Source organism: Pollutimonas bauzanensis (assembly GCF_900129885.1).
GTDB classification, from domain to species: Bacteria; Pseudomonadota; Gammaproteobacteria; order Burkholderiales; family Burkholderiaceae_B; genus Pollutimonas; species Pollutimonas bauzanensis.
Window position 1 is genome coordinate 68,529 of the sequence record NZ_FQXE01000017.1, and the last position, 22,510, is coordinate 91,038.

Consider the following 22,510-nt stretch of genomic DNA (forward strand, 5'->3'; position numbering starts at 1 on the left):
GGACGCTACAGGGCTTCGCTGGCGTAATCGGCCAGGCGCGAGCGTTCGCCGCGCTGCAGCGTAATATGCCCGGCATGCGGCCAGCCCTTGAAGCGGTCCACCACATAAGTCAGGCCGGAGCTGCCCTCGGTCAGGTAGGGGGTGTCGATCTGGGCGATATTCCCCAGGCAGATGATTTTCGTTCCGGGCCCCGCCCGCGTGACCAGGGTTTTCATTTGCTTGGGCGTCAGGTTCTGGGCCTCGTCTATGATCAGTATCTTGTTCAGGAAAGTGCGTCCCCGCATGAAATTCAGCGACTTGACCTTGATGCGCGAGCGTATCAGTTCCATGGTCGAGCTCTTGGTCCAGTCCTGGCCGCTGGCGCTGGGCGCGATGTCGCCATTGCCCGGGCCCAGGTGCAGCACTTCGAGGTTGTCTTCCAGGGCGCCCATCCAGGGCAGCATTTTCTCTTCCTCGGTGCCGGGCAGGAAGCCGATGTCGTCGCCCACGGGAACCGTTGCCCGGGTGATGATGATCTCGTTGTAGCGCTTGGTTTCGAGCGTTTGCGTCAGGGCGGCGGCCAGGGCCAGCAGCGTCTTGCCGGTTCCCGCCTGTCCGAGCAGCGAAACGAAATCGCAGTCGGGGTTCATCAGCAGGTTCAGGGCGAAGTTCTGTTCGCGGTTGCGCGCGGTAATGCCCCACACATTGTTCTTGCCATGGCTGTAGTCGCGCAGCGTCGCCAGCACGGCGCTTTTGCCGCTGACCTCCTTGACCTGCGCCTGCAGCGGAAGCTCGCCATCGAAATACACGAATTCATTGACGATGAATTCCGAACACAAGGGCCCCTTGATGCGGTAGTAGGTGGTGCCGCCTTGCTGCCAGGATTCGACATCCTTGCCGTGCTTGAGCCAGAAATTTTCCGGCAGGGGCATGACGCCGTCGTACAGCAGATCGGAATCGTCCAGGACATGGTCGTTCAGGTAGTCCTCGGCGGGCAGCCCCAGCGAACGCGCCTTCAGGCGCATGTTGATATCCTTGGATACCAGCACCACGGCGCGCTTGGGGTACACGGCCTGCAAGGCATGCACCACATTCAGGATGACATTGTCGGCCTTGCCTATGGGCAATTCGATAGGCAGTTCGGAATGCATGGCCGTGGTCTGGAAATGCAGCTTGCCCAGGGCCTCCACATTGCCCAGGGCGTCCAGTTCGACGCCTTTGTCGAGCTCGGTCGAACTGCCCACCAGGCCGTCGAGGAAGCGGCTGACCTGGCGGGCGTTGCGCGCCACCTCGGACATGCCTTTTTTCTGGTGATCGAGCTCTTCGAGCACGATCATGGGCAGGAAGATATCGTGTTCCTCGAACTTGAACAGGGAATTCGAATCGTGCAGCAGCACATTGGTGTCGAGCACGAACAATTTGCGCTTGGCCACGGGCAGGCGGGTTTTTTTGGCGGGACGCGATGCCACCACCGCCAAGGCCGGCGCCTCGGGCGCGGGCAACACGAGGGGGGCGCCTGACGGCTTGGCCGGCGCCTGGCGCCTTGCCTGCGGGGCGGGGGCCTCGGTGGTGACTGGAGCTTCTGCAAGCGCTGGCGCAGCGGTCGCCTCACGGTAAGCAACAGGGGAAATCATGGCTCCCATGCGGGTCGGCAACTTTGGTAGCGGCATAAGGTGTGTGCTCCTGGGCGTTCTGGAATGTAAAGGGCTTGCGGGATCGTTTAAGAAGTATGGGGGCCGGCGCCGCGTCAGGCCTGCTCCTGGACGGCCTGCAAGACCTCGTCGACATGGCCCGCAACCCGCAAGCCACGCCATTCGCGGATCAGCACGCCTTGTCCGTCGAGCAGGAATGTGCTGCGTTCGACCCCCCTTACCTGTTTACCGTACATGTTTTTCATTTTCATGACGCCGAACAATTGACACATGGTTTCATCGGGGTCCGCAATCAGGGGAAACGGCAGGTTCTGCTTTTCGGCGAAGCTGGCATGCGATTTCAGGGAGTCGCGCGATATGCCCACGATCTGGCAGCCGGCGTCGATGAAGTCTTGGTAGCGGTCGCGGAAGCCCTGGGCTTCGGTGGTGCAGCCGGGCGTGCTGTCCTTGGGGTAGAAGTACAGCACGGCGCAATGGCCGCGCAGGCTGTCCAGGCTTATTTCGCCCTGGGTGCTGGCGGCGGTGAAGGGCGGAACGGCCAGTCCAACTGCTATGTCGCTCATGCGGCTTCCTCGAGGGGTAACAGGGCGGCGATAACGCGGCGCCCTTCGGACATCAGGATATTGTAGGTGCGCGCGGCGGCCTGGGTGCTCATGGCCTCTATGCCTATGCCTATTTCGAGCAGAGGGCGCGTGACATGGGCAGGCAGCAGATGCTGCCTGAGCCCGGTGCCTATCAGCAGGACCTCCGGGGCATCCGCCGGCTTTTGCGGCGCGCCGCCATCCAGGAAGGCCATGGGGTCGGCCTTGACGTCGCCCAGCCCGGCGACGGCGCGCAGCGCATCGGCGGTGATGTCGCCCACGACTTTCACCTGCCAGGTATTGATGTCGCCTTCGGGCCCGAAATACACGGCGTGCCCGTACGACACTTCATTGATTTCTATGTAGTCATGCCCGTACGCGGTCACCGTGTTGAGCGCCGGGTTGGATTCGCTTTGCAATTGCACGAAAAAACTCCCAAAGTCTTGAAGATCATAGCGCAAAGCGGCGCCCCGGATGACGATTCCCGGTTTTTTTTGGATCGTTTAAACTACTGGACCGTCCCGTAACCATTTGCCCTGCGCGCCGGCTTAGGCTAGATTATCGAAGTTGTTGCGCTGCACCCATCGATACGTTTTCCCTCCCGTTTTGTCACCCAAGGACCATCATGACCAGCTTTCCGCGTATAGAGCGTTTACCGCCCTATGTTTTCAACATTACCGGCGAATTGAAAATGGCGGCGCGACGACGGGGGGAAGACATCATCGACATGTCCATGGGCAATCCCGATGGCCCCACACCCAAGCATATCGTGGACAAGCTGGTCGAGGCCGCCTCGCGGCCCGACACCCACGGCTATTCGGTGTCCAAAGGGATACCGCGCCTGCGCAAGGCGATTTCCGGCTGGTACGAGCGCCGCTACGGCGTGCAGATCGACCCTGACACCGAAGCGATCGTCACCATAGGCTCCAAGGAAGGCCTGGCCCATTTGATGCTGGCCACGCTGGACCGCGGCGATACCGTGCTGGTGCCCAATCCCAGCTATCCCATACATATCTACGGCGCCGTCATCGCCGGGGCCAATATCCGCTCGGTGCCCATGACGCCGGGCCTGGATTTCTTCGAGGAAATCGACAGGGCCGTGCGCGAAAGCATACCCAAGCCCAAGATGATGATACTGGGTTTCCCCAGCAATCCCACCGCCCAGTGCGTGGACCTGTCGTTCTTCGAGCGGGTGATCGCCCTGGCCAAGGAGCACAATATCCTGGTGGTTCACGACCTGGCCTACGCGGACATCACCTTCGACGGCTATGTGGCGCCGTCCATCATGCAGGTCGAAGGCGCGCGCGATGTGGCCGTCGAGTTCTTCACCATGAGCAAAAGCTACAACATGGCCGGCTGGCGCGTGGGCTTCATGGTGGGCAACCAGGAACTGGTCAATGCCCTGGCGCGCATCAAAAGCTATCACGACTACGGCACTTTCACCCCTATCCAGGTGGCTTCGATCGCCGCGCTCGAAGGGCCCCAGGAGGGCGTGGCGCAGGTGGTCGAGCAATACCGCAACCGCCGCGACGTGCTGGCCAAAGGCCTGCACGAGGCCGGCTGGATGGTCGATATCCCCAAGGCTTCCATGTATATCTGGGCCAAGATTCCCGATTTCTACCAGAAGCTCGGCTCGCTCGAATTCGCCAAGCGCCTGCTGGCCGACGCCAAGGTGGCGGTGTCGCCCGGCATAGGGTTTGGCGAATACGGCGATGAATATGTGCGTTTCGCCCTGATCGAAAACGAGCAGCGCACCCGCCAGGCGGTGCGCGGCATTAAAGAAATGTTCCGCAAGGACGGATTAGGCAAGTAAATGAGTCCTATCAAAGTTGGTTTATTGGGCCTGGGCGTCGTTGGCGGCGGCACCTGGAAAGTATTGACGCGCAACGCGGAAGAAATCGCCCGCCGCGCGGGCCGGCGCATCGAAGTGGCCGCCGTGGCGGTGCGCGATACCGGCAAGGCCAGGCGCCTGGTGGGGAACGACGTCCTGGTCACGCAGGACGGCATGGACGTCGTGCGGCATCCCGATATCGACATCGTCGTCGAGCTGATCGGCGGCGATACGCTGGCGCGCGAACTCATCATGGAAGCCATCAGCCAGGGCAAGCACGTGGTTACCGCCAACAAGGCCCTGCTGGCCATGCATGGCAATGAAATCTTCGCCGCGGCGCACGCCAAGGGCGTCATGGTGGCCTTCGAAGCGGCCGTCGCCGGCGGCATACCCATCATCAAGGCGATACGCGAGGGCCTTACCGCCAATCGCATCCAGTGGCTGGCGGGCATTATCAACGGCACGACCAATTTCATCCTGTCGGAAATGCGCACGCGCGGCCTGCCTTTTCACGAGGTGCTGGCCGAGGCGCAGCGGCTGGGCTACGCCGAGACCGATCCGACTTTCGACATCGAAGGCGTGGATGCCGCGCACAAGCTGACGCTGCTGGCTTCGCTGGCTTTCGGCATACCGGTGCAGTTCGGCAAGGCGCATATCGAAGGGATATCCTCGCTGGCTCCGGAAGACATCGCCCATGCCGAACGCCTGGGTTACCGCATCAAGCTGCTGGGCATTACGCGCCGGCGCGACGACGGCATCGAACTGCGTGTGCACCCCACGCTGGTGCCCATGGAATGCCTGCTTGCCAATGTCGAGGGCGCCATGAATGCCGTGCTGGTGCATGGCGATGTGGTGGGCGCCACGCTCTATTACGGCCAGGGAGCCGGCGAGCAGCCCACCGCCTCGGCGGTGGTGGCCGACCTGGTCGATGTCACCCGGCTGCAGGCGGCCGACCCGGAGCACCGGGTGCCGCATCTGGCTTTTCAGCCCGACGCGATGGACGATATCGCCATCCTGCCGATTGCCGAGGTGCAGTCGTCCTACTACCTGCGCCTGCGCGTGGAGGATCGCCCCGGCGTGCTGGCCGACCTGGCGCGCATACTGTCGGACTCCGGCATTTCCATAGGCTCCATGTTCCAGGAACCGCATGGCGCCACCGAGGCCGATATCATTTTCCTGTCGCACTCGGCGCGCGAAGGCGATGTCGACGCGGCGCTGGAACGCATCCAGGGCCTGCCCTTTGTCCGGTCCGAAGTCACGCGTCTGCGTGTGGAGAGCCTGTTATGAAGTACCGCTCGACTCGCGGCGCCATGGCGCCCTTATCCTTTTCCGATATCCTGCTCGAGGGGCTGGCGCCCGACGGCGGCCTGGCCCTGCCGGAAAGCCTGCCGACGGTCGACGCGGCCACGCTGGAATCATGGCGCGGCCTGGGCTATGCCGATCTGGCCACTGAAATACTGAGCCTGTTCATTGATGACATACCCAAGGCGGACCTGGCCCGGCTGACCCGCGCGGCCTACGGCCCCGCGGTGTTTCCCGGGGAGCAAATGGTGCCGCTCAAGCCGCTGGAAAAGGGCGTGAGCCTGCTGGGCCTGTCCGAAGGGCCGACCCTGGCGTTCAAGGACATGGCCATGCAGTTCCTGGGCCAGGTCTTCGAGTACGTGCTGGCCAAGCGCGGCGCCACCCTGAACATTCTGGGCGCCACCTCGGGCGACACCGGCTCGGCGGCGGAATATGCCTTGCGCGGCAAGCGCGGCGTATCGGTCTTCATGCTGTCGCCGCATGGCCGCATGAGCGAGTTTCAGCGCGCGCAAATGTATTCCCTGCAAGACGCCAATATCCACAATATTGCGCTCAAGGGCGTGTTCGACGAATGCCAGGATATCGTCAAGGCGCTGGCCGGCGACCTGGAATTCAAGTCCAGCTATCACCTGGGCGCCGTCAACTCGATCAACTGGGCCCGCATCGCGGCCCAGATCGTGTATTACTTCTGGGGCTGGCTGCGCGCCACTTCGGCGCCGGGCCAGCAGGTTTCCTTCGCCGTGCCTTCGGGCAACTTTGGCAACATCCTGGCCGGCCACATTGCCCGCCAGATGGGCCTGCCGGTGCGCCGCCTGGTCCTGGCGACCAATGAAAACAATGTGCTGGAGGAATTCTTCCGCACCGGCATCTACCGGCCCCGCTCCGCGGCGCAAACCCATGCGACATCCAGCCCTTCCATGGATATTTCCCGCGCTTCGAATTTCGAACGGTTTGTATTCGATCTGCTCGACCAGGATGCCGCCCAGGTGAGCGCATGCTGGCGGCAACTCGAGCAAAAAGGCGAATTCGACCTGAGCCATCTTCTGCCCTTGTTCGAGTCGCGCTACGGTTTCGTGGCCGGCGTCAGCAGCCACCAGGATCGCCTGGACACGATCAAGGCGGTGTACGACAAGGCCGGCCTGCTGATAGACCCCCATACCGCCGACGCCGTCAAGGTGGCGGCGCCTTACGTCGAGGAAGGCATTCCCATGCTGGTGCTGGAGACCGCCTTGCCGGCCAAGTTCGGCGAGACCATACAGGAAGCCATCGGCAGGCCAGCGCCGGTGCCGGAGCACCTGCGTGAACTGGCCGCGCTTCCGCAGCGCGTGCATGTCATGGATTGCAAGGCCGATCTGGTGCGGGAATATATCAAGCAGCATGCGCCGGCGTGACGGCGCCGCCGCAAAATACCAGCATGCTGCAATGAACCGTTGCACTACTCTGGATTTCGGTTTGTTACACTGACTGGGCACCTTCTAAGGAGCTCGATATGCCAAATCAAAACCACGCAGAAACGCAAGTCCTTGAAATCCACCCTGACGGCCGCCGCGCGGTCGTCGTCATCAAGGGCAACGGTAAGTCGTATTACCATGCCTTCGGGCCCGACGGTTTATCGGTGGGCGTCTACGATGTCGGCGACGAAGCGAAGTCGGCGGCCCAATGGGCCTGGGACTTCCAGGAAGAAGATCCCGCGATCAGGCGGCTGACGCTCATGCAGCTTATCGTCGACAAGCTGGTCCTCCAATATCCGCTGGACGCGGCGGATGTGACTCTGGCGCCCAAGGCCTAGGGTCCGGCCGCCGCTCGAACCCATGCTGACATTCAGCCATTTTCTTGCAGTTGGAATCGGCGCCGCGGCGGGCGCGATAAGCCGCTGGCTGCTGGGATTATGGCTGAATCAGCCGCATGTGCTCCTGCCCTGGGGGACGCTGGCGGCCAATCTTTCCGGCGGCTATCTGGTGGGGCTGCTGCTGGGGGTTCTGGCCATGTATCCCGAGGCGCCGACCTGGCTCAGGCTGATGCTGATCACCGGCTTCCTGGGCGGCCTGACGACATTCTCGACGTTTTCGGGCGAAACCGTGGGCCTGCTCGAGCGCGGCGATTACCTGGCCGCGCTCGGTTATATCGGGCTGAGCCTGCTGGGCAGCCTGGCACTGACGGTCCTGGGCCTGGCCACCGTCAACCTTTGGCGTTGAATGCACGGCGCTGACGCCGGGCCGATGCCGGTCTCATGCCGGTCTCATGCCGGCGCGGGTTGGCGCGACGCCCGCTGTATCGCCCTTGCCGCGTCGCGGCCGCTGCGCACCGCGCCTTCCAGCACGGCGGGATAGCCGGTGTCGGTCCAGTCGCCCGCCGCCCAAACGCGCGGCCATGGCGTGCCGTTCGCGGGCCGCTGCAAGCCCGGCACCGCGGCGAAGGTGGCGCGCTTTTCCACGATGATGTCCTGGTTCAGCACGCGCGGCATGGCGCCCAGGCGCCGGCTTTGCTCGCGCGCTTGCGCTATCGTGGCGGCGATGGCGTCCTCCCGCGGCAGCGCCATCATGGCGCGCGCGTCGCTGATCACGATATGGACCAGGCAATCGGGCGCGCCGGGCGGCAAGGCGCTGCGGTCGAACAGCCATTGGCCGAATTGCATGCGCCCGGGATCGTCGCGCAATAACAGCATGGGCTGCGGCAGCCGCCAGGGCCGCTCCAGCTGCAAGGTAAGGGTGGCGATGGGCAGGTATTCGAACGCGGCCAGCATGGCCAGATAGCGCGCGCCGGCCTCGGACGGCGGCAATTGCCGCAGCAATCGGTGCGCGGCCGGAGCGTTGCCCGCCACGACGACGGCATCGAAGGCCTTGCCATCCAGTTCGACCCCCGACGATGTCGCAGCCAGATGCCTCACGGCGTGCCCGCGCCGCAAGCAAAGCCGGCCCGCCGCATGGGCCGGGGCGTAGCGCTCGACCTGGTCGGGCCACAGCTGCGACAAATCGACGCGCGGTATCAGCACATCGCAGGCGTCTCGCGGGCCGCCCAGGCTGTCCCGCAGGACGCCGGCGAACAGCTGGGCGCAGGCCTGGTCCGGGGGGGTATTCAGCGCGGCCAGGCACAGGGGCTGCCAGAACATCCGGACCGCCAGGGGCGATTGCCGGCCTTGCGCCAGCCATTGCGCCACCGTCAGCCCCGGCGCCGTCAGCCATTTGCGGCGCTTCAGGCCTTGGGTGATGGCGATCATCCGCAGCCGTTCGGCGATGCCCAGGCCGCGCGCGCCCACGATGGCGCCCAGCAGATGCAGGGGGGCGGGCAGGGCGCAGGCGCGCAGGTCAAAGCCGCCGTCGGCGGATTGCATGGCCAGGCGCTGCCGGTGCAGCAAGGCGGCCGTATCCAGGCCCAGTTCCCGCATCAGCGCCAGGGTTTCGGTATAGGCGCCCAGCAGAATGTGCTGGCCATTGTCCATGGCGGCGCCCAGCGCCGGCGACTCCACGCGCCGCGCGCGCCCGCCCAGCGTGCGCGCGGCTTCGAACACCGTGACCGAAAACCCGTATTGCCGCAAGCGGACCGCCGCGCTCAAGCCGGCCCAGCCGCCGCCTATGACGGCAATATTCATCGGCTCAGGCGCTTGACCAGGCCGCGGCCGCCGCCGACCCAGATTTTCCAGGCCAGCCAGAATTTCCGTATCGGGGTCAGGGAAATGCGCTGATCCAGCACCTGCCAATTGTCGCGTTCGATTTCATGCAGCAGGGCGTGGTAGATGGCGGCCATCATCAGGCCGGGCCGCTGGGCGCGGCGGTCCGCCTCGGGCAGGGCCTGCATGGCCTCGCGGTAGCACTGCCTCGCCCTTTCCGTCTGGAAGCGCATCAGCGCGACGAAGCGATCCGAATGCTGCCTGTCGATGATTTCCGAAGCCTTGACGTTGAATTGCTGCATGTCGTCGACGGGCAGGTAGATGCGGCCCCGCCGGGCATCGTCGCCCACGTCGCGGATGATATTGGTCAGCTGGAAGGCCAGGCCGAGCTTTTCCGCATAGACCAGCGTCTCCGGCCGGGTATAGCCGAAGATGCTGGCCGACAGCTCGCCCACCACGCCGGCGGCGTGCCAGCAGTACTTGCGCAGTCCGGGCCAGTCCAGGTAGCGGGTCTGGTCCAGGTCCATTTCCATGCCCTGCACCACGGCATGCAGGCGATCGGACCCGAGGTTGTAGGTGTGGATATGGGGCGCCAGCGCCTGCATGACGGGATGTTCGGCATGCCCTTCGTACAGGCGCTCTATTTGAGTGCGCCACCATGCCAGCTTCATGCGCGCGACCGATGGTTCGTTGCACTCGTCGACGACATCGTCGACTTCGCGGCAAAAGGCGTACAGGGCGGTAATGGCCTTGCGGCGCTCCGGCGGCAAAAACAGGAAGGCGTAGTAGAAGCTGGAGCCGCTTTGGGCGGCTTTGTTCTGGCAGTATTCGTCGGGGCTCATGCGTCAGGGTAGCGGGGCTCGGGTAAGGCGTTGGGGGGGAGCGGTCTTGCGCGGGCTGCGTCAGCCCAGCGCGCGCCAGAACAGCAGCATCCAATCGCGTTTCTGCAGCGTTGGGCGTTGAAAGAACATGTCATAGTGTAATTGGTCGAGGCGCTCAAGGATACGCAATCCCCCTTGGACTACAAGCTTTAATTCGAAGCCGATGCGCCCGGGCAGCCGCCGCGTCAATGGCAGGCCCGCCGCCAGCAGCCCGCGCGCCTGCTGCACTTGGGCCTGCATGAGCGCCTGCCACGCCGCGTCAGCGTGCAGCCGCTGGCTGATATGCCGTTCATCGACGCCATACTGCGCCAGCTTGCTTTGCGGCAGGTAGATGCGTTCTTTTTGCCAATCGACGGCGATGTCCTGCCAGAAATTGGTCAGTTGCAGGCCAGTGCAGATGGCGTCGGCATCGGCCAGATTGCGCGGCGTCGCGGCCTGGTACAAGTGCAGCATCAGCCGGCCCACCGGGTTGGCCGAGCGCCGGCAATAATCCAGCAGTTCGGCGTCGCTGCCGTAGCGGGTGGTCGTCACGTCCTGCTCGAAGGCCGAGATCAGGTCGAAGAAGGGCTCCATGGGCAGCGCGTGGCGCCCGATCGAGTCGGCCAGCGGCTCGAAAACCGGCTTGCGGGGATCGCCCGCCGGCAGGTCCAGCGCGCCCGCCTCGATCTGCCGCAAGGCGGCGCGATAGCCGGCCAACTGCTCCAGGCGCTGCGCCGCCGTGGCCGCGCCTTCATCGGCGATATCGTCGGCGCTGCGCGCATAGCGGTATATATTCCGCACGGGAATGCGCAAGCGGCGGGGCAGCAGCAAAGACGCCACAGGGAAATTTTCATAATGATCGACGGCCATAGGCGGTGAGTATAAGACATGGCCGCGGGCGATCTTGGCGCGGCGGCCGCAAGTGGTTTAGACTGCGCTATCTACTGGGGAGAGCCATGCCGCGTCCAATTTCGGCGACGATTTCGTTGCCGTCCTTAAGCCACAATTTGCGTACCGTTGCACAACAGCTGGACCGGGCCGGCGTAGCGGCCGGCCGGCCACGGCCGAATATCTGGGCGGTGATCAAGGCCGACGCCTACGGGCACGGAATAAACAATGCAGTGCGGGCCTTCGGCCAGGCCGAAGGCCTGGCCATGCTGGATCTCGATGAAGCCGTCCGTTGCCGCGAAGCCGGCTGGACGGGGCCCATCCTGTTGCTGGAGGGGTTTTTCGAGCCCGCCGATATCGCCATCCTCGACCGCTACCGCCTGACCACGACCCTGCACTGCCAGGAGCAGCTCGACATGCTGCGCTCGGCCCGCGTGGCCGACCCTATCGATGCTTTCGTAAAGCTCGATACCGGCATGAGCCGGCTGGGGTTTGGCGCCGCCGATTACCGCGCGGCCTATGAGCAGGCGCAGGCAGCCCAGGCGCGCGGGGTCCTGAATGCGCTGGGCAAGATGACGCACTTGGCGCGCGCCGATGACGATCCCCTTGCGACGCAGCATCAATTGCAGGTATTCAATCAGGTCACGCAGGGCCTGCCCGGCAAAGTCAGCCTGTGCAATTCGGCCGCCACCCTGACGCCGGGTTTATGGGCGTCCATCCCGGATTCCCAGGAGCAATGGGTCAGGCCAGGCATCTGCCTGTACGGCTCGTCGCCTTTCGCCGGCCTGTCGGCGAGCGAGCTGGGCCTGCGCCCGGCGATGACCCTGTCGGCCCGCCTGATCAGCGTGCGCAGCATACCGGCCGGGGCCGCCGTCGGATACGGCCACCTTTTCACGGCGGCGCAGCCCATGCGCATAGGCGTGGTGGCATGCGGCTATGCCGACGGCTATCCCCGCCACGCGGCGACCGGCACGCCGATTGCCGTGGGCGGGGTGCGCACGCGCGTGCTGGGCCGCGTATCCATGGATATGCTGGTGGCTGACCTTACCCCGGTGCCGCAGGCGCAAGTGGGTACTCCCGTCGTGCTCTGGGGCGAGGGCGGCCCTTCGGTCGACGAGGTGGCCCTTGCGGCAGGCACGATAGGCTATGAGCTGCTTTGCGCCGTGGCCGCCCGCGTGCCCAAAATTGTCATTTGATCAAGGCAGGCAAACCCAAATTGGAGTTTAATCGCTGGATTCGGGTTGTCGCCCGATGCACGGGGAAGGCTGTTTCGACGAACCCTCAAAAGGAAATCGCGTGAAGAATAAATGTGTACTGGTGACCGGCGCCACGAAAGGAATAGGATGGGCGATCAGCCGGCGCCTGGCCGATCTGGGCTGTCATGTGGTGGGCTTGGCCCGCCATACCCAGGATATCGATTTTCCGGGCTATCTTTACTCCTGTGATTTGCACAATGCGGGCGAAACCGAGGACATGCTGCGCGTCATACGCGAAAAGTATCCGGTCGACGCCGTGGTGAACAATGTCGGCCTGGTCCTGCCCGAGCCGCTGGGGGAAATCGACCTGGCCTCGCTCTACCAGGTGTTCGACCTGAACGTGCGCGTCGCGGTGCAGGTGAGCCAGACCTTCATTCCCTCCATGAAGGCGCGCAAGGAAGGGCGCATCGTCAATATATGCAGCCGCGCGACGCACGGCGCGCTCAATCGCACCAGCTATTCCGCGGCCAAAAGCGCCCTGATAGGCTGCACCAGGACCTGGGCGCTGGAGCTCGCTCCCTACGGCATCACGGTCAACGCCGTATCCCCCGGGCCGGTGGAGACCGAATTATTCCGCGCTGGCCACCCCGCGGGCAGCGACAGCGAAAAGCGGGCCCTGGCATCCATACCGATGGGCCGCTTCGGCCAGCCGGCCGACGTAGCCGTGGCGGTGACCTTCCTGCTGAGCGACGAGGCGGGCTTCATTACCGGCCAGGTCCTGGGCGTGGACGGCGGCGGCAGCCTCGCCGGCCGCTAGAAAATCCGCGGCCGGTTAAACTTGCCGCATGGCCAAGTCAAAAACTTTATTCATCTGCAGCGAATGCGGGGGCAGCTGCCCCAAATGGGAGGGCAAGTGCCCTCATTGCAACGCCTGGAATACCCTGCAGGAGTCGCGCGATCCGGGCGTGGCGACGCACCGGTACGCGCCGCTGGCGGGCGCCAGCCCGATACGCAGCCTGGCCGAAATCGAGGCGCGCGAGCTGCCGCGCCAGCCTACGGGCATTGCCGAGTTCGACCGCGTTTTGGGCGGCGGGCTGGTTACCGGCGCGGTGGTGCTGATCGGCGGCGATCCGGGCATAGGCAAGTCGACCTTGCTGCTGCAGGCACTGGTGTCGCTGTCGCACGCGGTCAAAGTGCTGTATGTCACGGGCGAGGAATCGGCCGAGCAGGTCGCCTTGCGCGCCAGGCGCCTGGAACTGGCCAGCGGCGACGTCGACCTGCTGGCCGAGATCCGCCTTGAAGCCATCATGGACGCCCTGGTCCAGCAGCGCCCCAGCGTGGCGGTCATAGACTCGATACAAACGCTTTATTCCAGCGAACTGAGCGCCGCGCCCGGTTCAGTGTCGCAGGTGCGCGAGTGCGCGGCGCAGCTCACGCGCATGGCCAAGCAGACCGGCATCACCATAGTCCTGATCGGGCACGTCACCAAGGACGGCTCGCTGGCGGGGCCGCGGGTGCTGGAACATATCGTCGACACCGTGCTGTATTTCGAGGGCGACACGCATTCCTCCTTCCGGCTGGTGCGGGCTTTCAAGAATCGTTTCGGCGCGGTCAACGAGCTGGGCGTCTTCGCCATGACCGACCGCGGCCTGCGCGGCGTGGCCAATCCCTCGGCCTTGTTCCTGTCGCAGCACGCCCAGGATGTCGCGGGCTCCTGCGTGATGGCGACCCAGGAGGGCACGCGGCCGCTGCTGGTGGAGATCCAGGCCCTGGTCGACTGCGCCCACGTGCCCAACCCGCGCCGCCTGTCCGTCGGGCTGGAGGGCACCCGCCTGGCCATGCTGCTGGCGGTCCTGCACCGGCACGCCGGCGTGGTGACCTTCGACCAGGATGTGTTCGTCAATGCGGTCGGCGGCGTCAAGATCACCGAACCCGCCGCGGACCTGGCCGTTTTGCTGGCCATCATGTCCTCGCTGCGCGACAAGCCCTTGCCCAAGGGCCTGGTGGTGTTCGGCGAAGTCGGGCTGGCCGGGGAAATCCGTCCGGCTCCGCGCGGGCAGGAGCGCCTCAAGGAAGCGGCCAAGCTGGGCTTCAGCGTGGCCCTCATCCCGAAAGCCAATGCGCCGCGGCAGGCGATAGAAGGTCTGGAAATATGGGCCGTGGACCGCGTGGAAGCGGCCATAGAGCGTTTGCGCTAGGTAATCTGGGGATATGTGTTGGAATGGTTTGGAGTAATACTGGGGTGTTTGTTGTCGGGCGCCCTGATCGGCTTTGCGGGCGGCGTGCTGGGCATAGGGGGCGGATTGCTGGCCATACCCTTGCTGGGCCTGGTGCTGAACATGGACCAGCAGGCGGCGCAAGGCACGGCGCTGATCATGGTGCTTCCGGCCGTGCTCATGACGGTGCGCAAGTACAACCAGAAAGCCAGGATCAATTTCCGGGCGGCCGCCGCCGGGGCGGCGGGCTCCATCGTCTTCACCTGGATAGGCGCGCAGATCGCCCTGGGCATAGACCCCGCGCTGCTGCGGCGCGTCTACGCCATATTCGTCCTGTGCATCGCGCTGTTCTATTTCTATCAGAGCAGGCGTTCCGGGCAGGCGGGCAAGCCCCAGAAGCCCCGGCGCGCCGTCGAGGATTTCCATAAAGGCTGGTTTGCCCTCATAGGCACTATCGCGGGCCTGGCCGGCGGGATTTTCGGCGTGGGCGGCTCGGTGCTGGTGGTGCCCATCCTGACCACGGTTTTTCGCCTGACGCAAACCGGCGCGCAGGCGCTGGCCCTCACCATGGTCATACCCGGCACCTTCGTGGCCCTGTTTGCCTATGCCGCGCACGGCCAGGCCGACTGGGTGGTCGGCGTGCCCATGGCCCTGGGCAGCATCTTCTTCGTGCCTTACGGCGTCAGGCTGGCCTATGCCTTGCCCGAGCCGCGGCTAAAGCTGGCCTTTGCCTGTATGCTTCTGGTTATCATGGTTCTGTTGCTGATTAAGGCCTGACTTCATGCGCTCGAGCAGACTTTCTAATATCTGGCTGGGGGTGCGCGCGCTGCGGCGCGACTGGCATTCGGGGGAAATACGCCTGCTGGCGCTGGCGCTGGTCATCGCGGTGGCGGCGGTGACCAGCGTCGGCTTTCTGTCCGACCGGGTAGGGCGCGCCCTGGAGCGCGACTCCGCGCAAATGCTGGGCGGCGATCTCGCTTTGCAGGCCGACGAGCCCATTCCCGCCGACTTCATCGAGCGGGCCCGGGCCTTGCGCCTGGATACCGCGCGGACGCTGCAATTTCCCTCCATGGTGAGCAGCGGCGAGCAATCCCAGCTGGTGTCGCTCAAAGCCGTATCGGAAGGCTATCCGCTGCGCGGGGAATTGCGCCTGTCGGATACGGCGGCGGGCAAGGGGGAGCCGCTGCGGCTGCTGCCGCAGCCGGGAACGGTATGGGTCGACGCCCAGGTGCTGGGCCTGCTCGGCATCCCGGTGGGCGGCACGATGGCCGTGGGCGATGCGACCATGAAGGTGGCTCGCGTCATCGCCTATGAACCGGATCGCGGCATGCAGTTCGTCAATGTGGCGCCGCGCGTGATGCTGGCCCTCGACGACCTGCCCGCAACCGGGCTGCTGGCCCCGGGCAGCCGGGTGAGCTACCAGTTGCTGGTGGCGGGCGCCCCCGATGCCGTCGGCGCCTACAAACGCTGGCTCGATGCGCACATGAAGCGGGGCCAGAAGCTGAGTTCGCTGGAAACCAACCGGCCGGAAGTCCAGCGCGCGCTGGACCGCGCCCACCAGTTCCTGGTTCTGGTCGCCTTGCTGACCGTGATGATAGCCGCGGTGGCCGTCGCCCTGGCGGCGCGGCGCTTCAGCCTGCGCCATCAGGACGGCATCGCCATCATGCGCTGCCTCGGGGCCGGCAAGTCGCAGCTGACTATCATGCTATGGCTGGAATTCCTGCTGCTGGCGCTGATTGCTTCAGCGGCGGGTGCGCTGGCGGGCTTTGCGGTGCATCAGGGCCTGGTGGCCGTGGTGGCGGCCTGGCTGGACACCAGCCTGCCGGCGGCCTCCTGGCAGCCGGCATTGCAGGGCCTGGTCGCGGGTTTGCTGCTGCTGTTGGGGTTCGCCTTGCCGCCGCTGGCGGCTTTGCGCCAGGTTCCCCCCGCCCGCGTGTTGCGGCGCGACGCCTCCATGACGCTGGCGCGGCGCTGGCCCGCCTACGGCCTGGGCGTGGCCGCATTCTTCCTGCTCATCGTGTGGATTTCCGGCGATATGCGCCTGAGCCTCGTGATATCGGCGGGCTTTCTGGGCGCCTTTTTTATCTTTGCCGCCCTGGCCTATCTGCTGGTGAGGGCGCTGGGCTTCATGCGCTATCGGGTCAACGGCCATCCGGCCCTGCGTTTCGCCCTGGCGGGCATGGCGCGCCGCCGCGGCCTGACCGTGACCCAGCTCTGCTCACTGGCAATGGGGCTGATGATATTGCTGTTGCTGGCCATTACCCGCAGCGATCTGCTGCAGAGCTGGCAAAGCACTTTGCCGCCGGACGCGCCCAACACTTTCCTGATCAATATCCAGCCCGACCAGCGGCAGGCGGTCGCGGCGCGGCTCGAGCGGGCCGGCATCCGCGATCCCTTGCTCTCGCCCATGGTGCGCGGCCGCCTGCTGGCCATCAATCAGCAGGCGGTGAATCCGGACAGCTATACCGAGGACCGCGCCCGGCGGCTGGTCGACCGGGAATTCAATCTTTCCTATACGGACACCCTGCCGGCGAGCAATGAAATCGCCCAAGGGCGCTGGCTGGACCCGGCCAAGGCCGAGGTATCCCTGGAAAGCGGGCTGGCCAAGGCGCTGGGCATTCATTTGCGGGACCGGCTCACCTTCGATGTGGCGGGGCGCGCCGTCGAGGTCGTGGTAAGCAGTGTGCGCGCGGTAAAATGGGATTCCTTCCAGGCCAATTTCTTCGCCATCATGAGCCCCATAGCGCTGAAAGACGCGCCCGCGACATTCATCACCTCCATGCATGTGCCGGCGGCCGGCCATGCGCTTACCCAGGACCTGGTCCGGGCTTTTCCGAACCTGACGGTTTTCGACGTGGGGTCCATATTGGGCCAGGTGCAGCGCGTGCTGGATCAGGTCGTGCAGGCCGTGCAGCTGCTGTTTTTGTTTACGGTGGCGGCGGGCATCCTGGTGCTGGGCGCGGCCTTGTTCTCGACCCGCGACGAGCGCATGCACGAAGTCGCCGTCTTGCGCGCCCTGGGCGCCAGCGGCCGGCAGCTCGCGGCGGCCATGCGCATCGAACTGCTCGTTCTGGGCGCGATGGCCGGCCTGCTGGCGGCCTTCGGAGCGGTCGCCATCGCCTGGGTGCTGGCGGACCAGGTTTTCGATTTCACCCTGGCTCTATCCTGGTGGCCCTGGCTGGTGGGCGTGGCCGCCGGCATGCTGGCCTCGGCGGCCGGCGGCCACATGGCGCTGGCCGGGGTCTTGAAGACGCCGCCGCTGGTTTCCTTGCGGGAGGCCGCATGAATGCCCCCATCCGTCCCCTGGATCTCGCCGATGGCCCTGGCGTCATGCGCTACGACGCCAGCCGCGTCGCGGCGCCCGGGATGTTCCTGTTCGACCCGGCCGCGGCGCAGTTGCAGGCCAGCGCCGTCGGCCAGGGCGGCCGCCAGGCGGCCTGGTTCGTAAAAGGCGATTTCGGCGAGGGCGTGCTGCGCCATTACCGGCGCGGCGGACTGATGGCCAGGGTGAGCGCCGACCGCTATGTCTGGACGGGCGCGTCGGCCACCCGCTCGTTTGCCGAATTCGATCTCCTGCAGTTCATGTCCGGCCTGGGGCTGGCCGTGCCCCGGCCGATTGCCGCGGCATACTGGCGCCACGGCCTGACCTACCGCGCCGCCATCCTGGTCGAAAGAATAGCCGGGGCGCGGCCCTTGGCGCGGGCGCTGGACGCGGGCAACCAGGAAGCCGTGGCCGAGGCGATTTTCGCCATGCACGAAGCGGGGGTGTGGCATTCCGACCTGAATGCGTACAATATTCTGCTCGACGGGCCGGGCCGGGTCTGGCTGATCGATTTCGACAAATGCCGCAGGCGGGACCTGTCGCTGGAGCGCCGGCAGGCCAACCTCTTGCGCTTGCGCCGTTCGCTGGCGAAGGTGGCCGATGCCGCAGGGCTTTTGTGGTGGGACGAACTGAATCGCGCCTATGCGATCCTCATGCGGACCAAAGGTCTCCTTTAGCTGGAAAAAGCATTATCATCACGCCTTTTGGCTTTTGTATTGTCTGGGGAGGCTCGCAATGAAATTCAGCATGGCGAAACGACTGCTGCTGGGCACGGCGCTTATGGCCGCCATGCCGTCCGTCTGGGCGCAGGGCAAGGTGGTGAATGTCTACAACTGGGCGGAATATACCGCTCCCGACACGATTTCGGGCTTCCAGGAAACCACCGGCATCAAGGTGCGCTATGACGTCTACGACAGCAACGATACCTTGCAGGCCAAGCTGCTGACCGGAAAATCCGGCTATGACGTGGTGGTCCCTTCCACCCACTACGCCGCGCGCCAGATCGAAGGCGGCCTGTTCCAGAAGCTGGACAAGTCGAAAATCCCCAATTGGAAGTATCTGGACCAGGACATCATGGACCTGGTCGCGGCCGTCGACCCCGGCAATGAATACCTGGTGCCCTGGGGATACGGCACCAACGGGCTGGGCTATAACGTCAGCAAAGTCCGGGAAATCATGGGCGAAGACGCGCCGCTCGATAGCTGGGACATGCTGCTCAAGCCCGAAAACGCCGCGAAACTGAAGGCTTGCGGCATCTCCGTGCTGGACGAGGCGACGCAGGTGTTTCCGGCTGTCCTGCATTACCTGGGCAAGGACCCCAACAGCAGCCAGCCCGATGACTACAAGCAGGCGCTGGATCTGCTGAAAACCATACGCCCTTATATCAGGCAGTTCAGTTCATCGGGCTATATCGATGAATTGGCGGGGGGCGACTTATGCATGGTTTACGGGTTTTCGGGCGATGTGATGATTGCCCGTCATCGCGCCGCCGAAGCCAAAAAAGGCTACGCCATCGATTACTACATTCCCCGGGGCGGCGCCCCGGCATGGTTCGACACCATGGCGATACCCAAGGGCGCGGCCCATCCCGACGAAGCTCTGGCTTTCATCAATTACATTGAGACCCCGCAAGTGCATGCGGCGATCACCAACACCATGTTCTACCCCAACGCCAACAAGGAAGCGCGCAAGTATGTCAGAAAGGATGTCGCCGACAATCCCATGATCTACCCGCCGGCCGATGTCGCCAAGACCCTGTATGTGATCAAGCCGCAGCCCTTGCCCATCCAGCGCCTGCAGACGCGCATGTGGGCCGAACTCAAGTCGGGGCGGTAGTTCTCATGGCCGATATCCGCCCTGTCGCCGCTTCCTGGTCGGGGGATGCCGACGAATTCGTGCGCGTCGAGGAAGTCGTCAAGATATTCGGCGACACCGTGGCGGTGCAGTCCGTCAACCTGTCGGTGCGCCGCCATGAAGTCTTCGCCCTGCTGGGCAGTTCGGGCTGCGGCAAATCGACGCTGCTGCGCATGCTCGCCGGCTTCGAGGAAGCGACCTCGGGCCGCATTTACCTCGATAACGAAGACATCACCAGCCTGCCGCCGTACCGCCGGCCGGTGAACATGATGTTCCAGTCCTATGCCTTGTTTCCGCACATGACGGTGGAGGCCAACGTGGCCTTCGGCCTGAAGCAGGAAGGCGTGCCCAGGAACGAAATCCACGAGCGCGTTTTCGAGGCGCTGGACCTCGTGCAGATGGGAGGCTACGCCCGACGCAAGCCGCAGCAGTTGTCCGGCGGCCAGCAGCAGCGGGTGGCCCTGGCGCGCAGCCTGGTCAAGCGTCCCAAACTGCTGCTGCTGGACGAGCCCATGTCGGCGCTCGACAAGCAAATCCGCCAGAAAACCCAGATCGAGCTTGCCAGGATACTGGACCAGGTCGGGGTTACCTGCATCATGGTCACGCACGACCAGGAAGAGGCCATGACCATGGCGCATCGCCTGGCCGTCATGTCGGAAGGGCAGATCATCCAGTACGGCACGCCGCGGGATGTCTACACCTTTCCCAATTCGCGTTTCGTCGCGGGCTTCATCGGCTCGACCAATCTGTTCACGGGAACCATCGTGGTGGACGAGCCCGATCACGTCCTGATAGAAAGCGGCGACCTGATGCGCCCCTTGTACGTCAATCACGGCATCAGCGAGCCGCTGGGGATGGAAGTCCATGTGTCGATACGCCCCGAACACATCCGGGTGCTGCGCGCCCAGCCCGAATCGGACTCCAACTGGGGGCATGGCATGGTCAGCCATGTGGCCTGGATGGGCAGCTATGCCCGCTACCAGGTCCGCCTCGATTCGGGGATGGTGATAGAGGCCATGGTTCCCAGTCTGGCGCTGGCGCAAGCCGATGCGCCTGGCCTGGACGACGAGGTCTTTGCCAGCTGGTCCAGCGACAGCGCCACCGTGCTGCCATCATGAGCAAACTGTCCTGGCGGCGGGCCTGGCCCGCGACGAGAACCTGGGCGATCGTGCCGCCATTCCTGTGGCTGCTGCTGTTCCTGCTCGTGCCGTTCATCCTGGTGCTGAAGATCAGCTTCGCCGACCTGAAATTCGGCATCCCGCCTTATACCTCCCTGGCCGAAGTCAAGGACCAGACCCTCTCGCTGGTGCTGAACCTGCGCGGCTACGCATTGCTGTTCAGCGATAGCCTGTACATCGCCACGTATCTCAATTCGGTCAAGATGGCGCTCGTCACCACGGTGTGCTGCGCGCTGATAGGCTATCCGATGGCCTACTACATTGCGCGTTCGCGTCCGGCGATACGCAATGTCCTGCTGCTGGGCGTCATATTGCCGTTCTGGACTTCCCTGTTGTTGCGCGTGTATGCGTGGGTGGGCATCCTGCGCAACGACGGCCTGCTCAACAAGCTGCTGCAGTGGCTGGGCGTCATTGGCGCGCCGCTGGAAATCTATCGCACCGACATGGCGGTGTATATCGGCCTGGTCTATGCCTACCTGCCTTTTTTCATCCTGCCGCTGTACGCCAATCTGGTCAAGCTGGACGCGCGCCTGCTGGAGGCGGCCTACGACCTCGGCGCCCGGCCGTGGCGCGCCTTTCTCTGCGTGACCCTGCCCCTGTCCATGCCGGGAGTGATCGCCGGGGCGATGCTGGTGTTCATCCCCACGGTCGGCGAGTATGTCATTCCTGAAATGCTGGGCGGCGCCAATACCCTCATGATGGGGCGCGTGATGTGGACCGAATTCTTCAATAACGCCGACTGGCCTATGGCCGCGGCGGTCACCTGCGTGATGGTGATGCTGCTGCTGGTGCCGCTGGTGGTGTTCCAGTACAACCAGGTCAAGCAGCTTGAAACCCAGAAGCGGAGGCGCCATGACCAGGCCTGATCCCGTGCTGCGCGCCGTCGTGCTGGCGGCGGGGTATGCATTCCTGTATCTGCCCATCCTGTGCCTGATGGCCTTTTCGTTCAACGATTCGGCCATGATGACGTCCTGGAGCGGCTTTTCGCTGAAATGGTATGCAGAGCTCTTCAATGACCAGGCGCTGCTTTCCGCCGCCAGGCTGTCGCTGCTGATCGCCACGCTCACCGCCACGGCGGCCGTGGTCATCGGCACATGGGCCGGCTATGTGCTGGCCCGCATGGGGCGCTTCCGCGGCTTCGCCTTGTATATCGGCATGCTCAGCGCGCCGCTGGTCATGCCCGAAGTGGTGCTAGGCATTTCGCTGCTGCTGATGTTCGTCGAAGTCAGCGATCTGTTCGGATGGCCGGCGGGCAATGGCGTATTCACCATCTGGGTGGGGCACGTCACGCTGTGCATGGCCTATGTGGCGGTCATCATCCAGTCGCGCATCCGCGATCTGGACCGTTCCCTGGAAGAGGCCGCTCTGGACCTGGGCGCCACCCCCCTGAAGGTTTTCTTCGTGATCACTTTGCCCTTGATCGTCCCGGCCATCCTGGCGGCGTGGCTGCTGGCGTTTACCCTGTCCCTGGACGATGTGGTCATCGCCTCCTTCCTGTCGGGGCCGGGCTACACTACTCTGCCGCTCGAAGTCTTTTCGCGGGTGCGCCTGGGCCTGAAGCCGGAAATCAATGCGCTCGCCACCTTGTTCATGCTTGCCGTCGGCATTATCGTGGTGGTGGCCAACCGCATGCAGTGGCGCAGGCAATCTCAGTAAAGGAAACAAACCATGGACGCCGTACAACTTTATGGCTTGAAAAAATGCAGCACCTGCGCGAAGGCCACGAACTGGCTGCAAGAACACCAGCTGGCCTTTGTGTTTACCGACTATCGCGATCATCCCATTGCGGCGCAGCGCTTGAAAGCCTGGGCCGCCGCGCTTGGCGGCTGGGAAAAGCTGGTCAACCGCGCTTCCATGACCTGGCGCAACCTTCCCGATGAGCGCAAGGCGCCATCCAGCGATCAGCAGTGGCTGGCCCTGGTCGCCGAGTTCCCGGCGCTGATCAGGCGGCCGCTGGCCGTGGCCCCCGGCGGTGGCGTCAGCGCGGGATTTTCCGAGAAAAAATACGCCGAGCTCTTCTTGTAGCCCGTGGCCTCCAGGCCGA

At 64.4% G+C, this 22,510-nt stretch carries 22 protein-coding genes; 16 read left to right on the plus strand and 6 right to left on the minus strand.

Translation table 11 applies throughout. The annotated features are described in order from the left end of the window. Positions 1–5: 5 nt before the first annotated feature. From BUB23_RS22660 to BUB23_RS22670, 3 genes are all read right to left on the minus strand, one after another. Positions 6–1,649, minus strand: coding sequence for a PhoH family protein (locus BUB23_RS22660; protein WP_073108415.1), 1,644 nt, complete (start codon positions 1,647–1,649; stop codon positions 6–8). A 77-nt stretch (positions 1,650–1,726) separates the two neighbouring features. Continuing rightward, entirely contained in the window at positions 1,727–2,194 is a 468-nt protein-coding gene (locus BUB23_RS22665) for a peroxiredoxin (protein ID WP_073108417.1), read from the minus strand. After that, positions 2,191–2,637: an Mth938-like domain-containing protein gene (locus tag BUB23_RS22670; RefSeq protein ID WP_073108528.1), complete on the minus strand. Its 447-nt coding sequence runs from the start codon at positions 2,635–2,637 to the stop codon at positions 2,191–2,193. The genes BUB23_RS22665 and BUB23_RS22670 overlap by 4 nt, the downstream gene beginning before the upstream one ends. A gap of 200 nt (positions 2,638–2,837) precedes the next feature. Between BUB23_RS22670 and alaC the strand changes: the two genes are divergently transcribed. From alaC to crcB, 5 genes are all read left to right on the plus strand, one after another. Further along, positions 2,838–4,025 (plus strand): alanine transaminase, encoded by a 1,188-nt coding sequence (gene alaC, locus BUB23_RS22675; RefSeq protein ID WP_073108420.1) that lies wholly within the window; start codon positions 2,838–2,840, stop codon positions 4,023–4,025. Then, positions 4,026–5,330 (plus strand): homoserine dehydrogenase, encoded by a 1,305-nt coding sequence (locus tag BUB23_RS22680; RefSeq protein WP_073108423.1) that lies wholly within the window; start codon positions 4,026–4,028, stop codon positions 5,328–5,330. It abuts the gene before it with no gap. After that, positions 5,327–6,736 carry a threonine synthase gene (gene thrC, locus BUB23_RS22685; RefSeq protein ID WP_073108426.1) on the plus strand — a complete coding sequence of 470 codons (1,410 nt, stop codon included), beginning with the start codon at positions 5,327–5,329 and terminating at the stop codon, positions 6,734–6,736. Before BUB23_RS22680 ends, thrC begins: the two co-directional genes overlap by 4 nt. Before the next feature lie 98 nt (positions 6,737–6,834). Further along, positions 6,835–7,134, plus strand: coding sequence for a hypothetical protein (locus tag BUB23_RS22690; protein WP_073108428.1), 300 nt, complete (start codon positions 6,835–6,837; stop codon positions 7,132–7,134). Positions 7,135–7,156: 22 nt separating this feature from the next. Next, complete coding sequence (gene crcB / locus BUB23_RS22695; RefSeq protein WP_073108431.1) at positions 7,157–7,540, plus strand: fluoride efflux transporter CrcB; 384 nt, start codon at positions 7,157–7,159, stop codon at positions 7,538–7,540. A gap of 44 nt (positions 7,541–7,584) precedes the next feature. On the opposite strand, the gene hpnE is transcribed toward crcB, so the two are convergent. From hpnE to hpnC, 3 genes are read right to left on the minus strand one after another with little or no spacing between them, the layout of a single operon-like run. Further along, positions 7,585–8,934 (minus strand): hydroxysqualene dehydroxylase HpnE, encoded by a 1,350-nt coding sequence (gene hpnE / locus BUB23_RS22700; protein WP_073108433.1) that lies wholly within the window; start codon positions 8,932–8,934, stop codon positions 7,585–7,587. Then, positions 8,931–9,794 carry a presqualene diphosphate synthase HpnD gene (gene hpnD / locus BUB23_RS22705; RefSeq protein WP_073108435.1) on the minus strand — a complete coding sequence of 288 codons (864 nt, stop codon included), beginning with the start codon at positions 9,792–9,794 and terminating at the stop codon, positions 8,931–8,933. The genes hpnE and hpnD overlap by 4 nt, the downstream gene beginning before the upstream one ends. A gap of 60 nt (positions 9,795–9,854) precedes the next feature. Beyond that, the gene (gene hpnC, locus BUB23_RS22710) at positions 9,855–10,682 is read right to left on the minus strand and encodes a squalene synthase HpnC (RefSeq protein ID WP_073108437.1); all 828 of its coding nucleotides are present in this window, start codon (positions 10,680–10,682) and stop codon (positions 9,855–9,857) included. 86 nt (positions 10,683–10,768) lie between these two features. On the opposite strand from hpnC, the gene alr reads away from it, so the two are divergent. From alr to BUB23_RS22765, 11 genes are all read left to right on the plus strand, one after another. Next, the gene (gene alr, locus BUB23_RS22715) at positions 10,769–11,896 is read left to right on the plus strand and encodes an alanine racemase (RefSeq protein ID WP_073108440.1); all 1,128 of its coding nucleotides are present in this window, start codon (positions 10,769–10,771) and stop codon (positions 11,894–11,896) included. Positions 11,897–11,996: 100 nt separating this feature from the next. Next, entirely contained in the window at positions 11,997–12,713 is a 717-nt protein-coding gene (locus BUB23_RS22720) for an SDR family oxidoreductase (RefSeq protein ID WP_073108443.1), read from the plus strand. A gap of 28 nt (positions 12,714–12,741) precedes the next feature. Continuing rightward, positions 12,742–14,094, plus strand: a complete 1,353-nt coding sequence (radA, locus tag BUB23_RS22725) for a DNA repair protein RadA (protein ID WP_073108446.1) — start codon at positions 12,742–12,744, stop codon at positions 14,092–14,094. Between the two features lie 51 nt (positions 14,095–14,145). Further along, positions 14,146–14,889: a sulfite exporter TauE/SafE family protein gene (locus BUB23_RS22730; RefSeq protein ID WP_425439584.1), complete on the plus strand. Its 744-nt coding sequence runs from the start codon at positions 14,146–14,148 to the stop codon at positions 14,887–14,889. Between the two features lie 4 nt (positions 14,890–14,893). Continuing rightward, entirely contained in the window at positions 14,894–17,398 is a 2,505-nt protein-coding gene (locus BUB23_RS22735; RefSeq protein WP_073108450.1) for an ABC transporter permease, read from the plus strand. Next, a complete protein-coding gene (locus BUB23_RS22740; RefSeq protein WP_073108452.1) occupies positions 17,395–18,111 on the plus strand; it encodes a 3-deoxy-D-manno-octulosonic acid kinase in 717 nt (238 codons plus the stop codon). Before BUB23_RS22735 ends, BUB23_RS22740 begins: the two co-directional genes overlap by 4 nt. 58 nt (positions 18,112–18,169) lie before the next feature. Beyond that, a complete protein-coding gene (locus tag BUB23_RS22745) occupies positions 18,170–19,270 on the plus strand; it encodes a polyamine ABC transporter substrate-binding protein (protein ID WP_073108455.1) in 1,101 nt (366 codons plus the stop codon). 5 nt (positions 19,271–19,275) lie between these two features. Beyond that, on the plus strand, positions 19,276–20,406 hold the full coding sequence (locus BUB23_RS22750) for an ABC transporter ATP-binding protein (protein ID WP_073108458.1): 1,131 nt from the start codon (positions 19,276–19,278) through the stop codon (positions 20,404–20,406). Next, positions 20,403–21,332, plus strand: a complete 930-nt coding sequence (locus BUB23_RS22755) for an ABC transporter permease subunit (protein WP_073108463.1) — start codon at positions 20,403–20,405, stop codon at positions 21,330–21,332. Before BUB23_RS22750 ends, BUB23_RS22755 begins: the two co-directional genes overlap by 4 nt. Beyond that, positions 21,319–22,122 carry an ABC transporter permease subunit gene (locus BUB23_RS22760; protein WP_073108465.1) on the plus strand — a complete coding sequence of 268 codons (804 nt, stop codon included), beginning with the start codon at positions 21,319–21,321 and terminating at the stop codon, positions 22,120–22,122. Before BUB23_RS22755 ends, BUB23_RS22760 begins: the two co-directional genes overlap by 14 nt. A 12-nt stretch (positions 22,123–22,134) precedes the next feature. Beyond that, positions 22,135–22,491 (plus strand): Spx/MgsR family RNA polymerase-binding regulatory protein, encoded by a 357-nt coding sequence (locus BUB23_RS22765; protein WP_073108470.1) that lies wholly within the window; start codon positions 22,135–22,137, stop codon positions 22,489–22,491. Positions 22,492–22,510 lie beyond the last annotated feature (19 nt).

Bases quoted from the DNA above. Each gene is read 5' to 3' on its own strand.
- BUB23_RS22660 (WP_073108415.1), bottom strand. From the start codon at position 1,649: ATGCCGCTACCAAAGTTGCCGACCCGCATGGGAGCCATGATTTCCCCT.
- BUB23_RS22690 (WP_073108428.1), top strand. From the start codon at position 6,835: ATGCCAAATCAAAACCACGCAGAAACGCAAGTCCTTGAAATCCACCCT.
- hpnD (WP_073108435.1), bottom strand. From the start codon at position 9,794: ATGAGCCCCGACGAATACTGCCAGAACAAAGCCGCCCAAAGCGGCTCC.
- BUB23_RS22750 (WP_073108458.1), top strand. From the start codon at position 19,276: ATGGCCGATATCCGCCCTGTCGCCGCTTCCTGGTCGGGGGATGCCGAC.
- BUB23_RS22680 (WP_073108423.1), top strand. From the start codon at position 4,026: ATGAGTCCTATCAAAGTTGGTTTATTGGGCCTGGGCGTCGTTGGCGGC.
- BUB23_RS22740 (WP_073108452.1), top strand. From the start codon at position 17,395: ATGAATGCCCCCATCCGTCCCCTGGATCTCGCCGATGGCCCTGGCGTC.
- crcB (WP_073108431.1), top strand. From the start codon at position 7,157: ATGCTGACATTCAGCCATTTTCTTGCAGTTGGAATCGGCGCCGCGGCG.
- thrC (WP_073108426.1), top strand. From the start codon at position 5,327: ATGAAGTACCGCTCGACTCGCGGCGCCATGGCGCCCTTATCCTTTTCC.
- BUB23_RS22760 (WP_073108465.1), top strand. From the start codon at position 21,319: ATGACCAGGCCTGATCCCGTGCTGCGCGCCGTCGTGCTGGCGGCGGGG.
- BUB23_RS22765 (WP_073108470.1), top strand. From the start codon at position 22,135: ATGGACGCCGTACAACTTTATGGCTTGAAAAAATGCAGCACCTGCGCG.
- alr (WP_073108440.1), top strand. From the start codon at position 10,769: ATGCCGCGTCCAATTTCGGCGACGATTTCGTTGCCGTCCTTAAGCCAC.
- hpnC (WP_073108437.1), bottom strand. From the start codon at position 10,682: ATGGCCGTCGATCATTATGAAAATTTCCCTGTGGCGTCTTTGCTGCTG.
- BUB23_RS22735 (WP_073108450.1), top strand. From the start codon at position 14,894: ATGCGCTCGAGCAGACTTTCTAATATCTGGCTGGGGGTGCGCGCGCTG.
- alaC (WP_073108420.1), top strand. From the start codon at position 2,838: ATGACCAGCTTTCCGCGTATAGAGCGTTTACCGCCCTATGTTTTCAAC.
- hpnE (WP_073108433.1), bottom strand. From the start codon at position 8,934: ATGAATATTGCCGTCATAGGCGGCGGCTGGGCCGGCTTGAGCGCGGCG.
- radA (WP_073108446.1), top strand. From the start codon at position 12,742: ATGGCCAAGTCAAAAACTTTATTCATCTGCAGCGAATGCGGGGGCAGC.
- BUB23_RS22665 (WP_073108417.1), bottom strand. From the start codon at position 2,194: ATGAGCGACATAGCAGTTGGACTGGCCGTTCCGCCCTTCACCGCCGCC.
- BUB23_RS22755 (WP_073108463.1), top strand. From the start codon at position 20,403: ATGAGCAAACTGTCCTGGCGGCGGGCCTGGCCCGCGACGAGAACCTGG.
- BUB23_RS22745 (WP_073108455.1), top strand. From the start codon at position 18,170: ATGAAATTCAGCATGGCGAAACGACTGCTGCTGGGCACGGCGCTTATG.